The organism is Methyloversatilis universalis FAM5 (genome assembly GCF_000214035.2).
In the GTDB taxonomy this organism is placed as follows: domain Bacteria; phylum Pseudomonadota; class Gammaproteobacteria; order Burkholderiales; family Rhodocyclaceae; genus Methyloversatilis; species Methyloversatilis universalis.
Genome location: NZ_AFHG01000020.1, coordinates 1 through 1,546, shown reverse-complemented (window position 1 = coordinate 1,546; position 1,546 = coordinate 1). Strand labels below are relative to the sequence as shown.

The following is a 1,546-nucleotide window of genomic DNA, read 5'->3' as shown; positions in this document are numbered from 1 at the left end:
GTGGGAGATTCTATGTTCCAACGCAAGCGTTTTCGTGTTGTTTAGGAACGTAGTTGGAAGCGTTCTTCATCAACGAGAAGGCGACCCGTGCGAGCTTTCTTGCCAGAGCGACCAGCGCCTGGGTGCGGCTGAATCCGCGCTGGAGCAAGCGCTGGTAGAACGGTTGCCAGGTGCTGGAGCGGCTGGCCGCCATGGCGGCGTTATAGAGCAGACGGCGCATCTCGGCATCCCCCTTCTTGCTGAGCGCGCCGCGTCCGCGCTGGGTGCCCGATTGGCGCACGGTCACATCCAGGCCCAGGAAGGCGATGAAGGCATCGCCGCCGCTGAAGCGGGCGCGGTGGAAGGTGGCGCACAGGCCTGCGGCGGTGAGTGCGCCGATGCCTTCGACCTTCAGGATGCGCCGGTACGGGTCACTCCAGCCGCTGGCGCCGATCAGCGCGGCGATGCGCTGTTCCAGCCGTTTGATCAGCGCCTGGATCCGCTCGGTAACAGCCCGCACCTCGCGGGCGAAGCCGGGGAGTTCCTCCATGGACTGACGGATACGTCCGAGGCTGCGCACAAGGGTGGCACGACGGCGCAGCAGGGCGCGCAGTTCGGTCACCGCGCGGGGCGGCAGCGAGAAGGCGCGCAGACGCGCCCCTTCGTGGGCGAGATAGCGGGCGATCAGGCCCGCGTCATGCCGGTCGGTCTTGGCGCGCTGGCCCAGCGTGTCGCGGTATCTGGACAGCGAGTAGCCGTCGATCAGATACACCTGATGGCCGGCGCCGATGAGCAACCGGACGAGCAGACGGTGGTAGGTGCCAGTCGACTCGCAGGCGAAGCGCACAGCGCCCGGGGGCAAGGTGCGCAGCCAGCCGCGGATGGCCGCGGCGGTGTTGTCAATGCGCAGTACCGGCGAGCGGCCGTGCTCGGCGATGTCCAGCCAGCGCTTGGAGACGTCGATGCCAAAGCAAGTGGATTCGGTCTGACTTGTCACGATGAGCACCTCCGGACTAAGGTTGAAGGGCTTGTCGGGATCACCGGGGCACAGGCTTGCAGGATATGGTCGGTACCGTGACGGACGCGGTCCGAAGGATTCCTCATCGGTGCTTGGGGTGAAGGCGGGACATCTCTCCCACTGTCTGTACGTGCTTGCCGTCAGATGCGGCGCTCGTCCCTCCGCCCGACAAGCGTCCACTACTACGCTTGCCGAAGGTGAACATACAAGCGGCGCCCCGCCGCGATACGGCGATCAAACAACCGATATCGCCTGACCACCGCCCGGATCGCGGCGAGGCGCCGCTCCCACGGCACACGCTTCAATCCTGCGCCTCAGCATCAGGACAAGGCTCCGTCTCAGGGGCGCTGCGCCCCCTGCCGCGCGCACCGCGAAGAGCGCGCCGGTCTCCGGTGGGAGCGGCGCCCCCGCCGCGATACGGCCGTAGATCGACCGACATCGCCTGACCACCGCCCTGATCGCGGCGAGGCGCCGCTCCCACGGCACACGCTTCAATCCTGCGCGTCAGCGTAAGACCGGAGCCCGCTTCAGTGAGTGCGGCGCCCCCTG

Annotated in this window: 1 protein-coding gene; it reads right to left on the bottom strand. The window is 67.2% G+C overall.

What is annotated here, in order from left to right:
• Positions 1-10: 10 nt before the first annotated feature.
• Positions 11-985: an IS110 family RNA-guided transposase gene (locus METUNV1_RS00090; protein WP_139026252.1), complete on the bottom strand. Its 975-nt coding sequence runs from the start codon at positions 983-985 to the stop codon at positions 11-13.
• Positions 986-1,546: the final 561 nt, after the last annotated feature.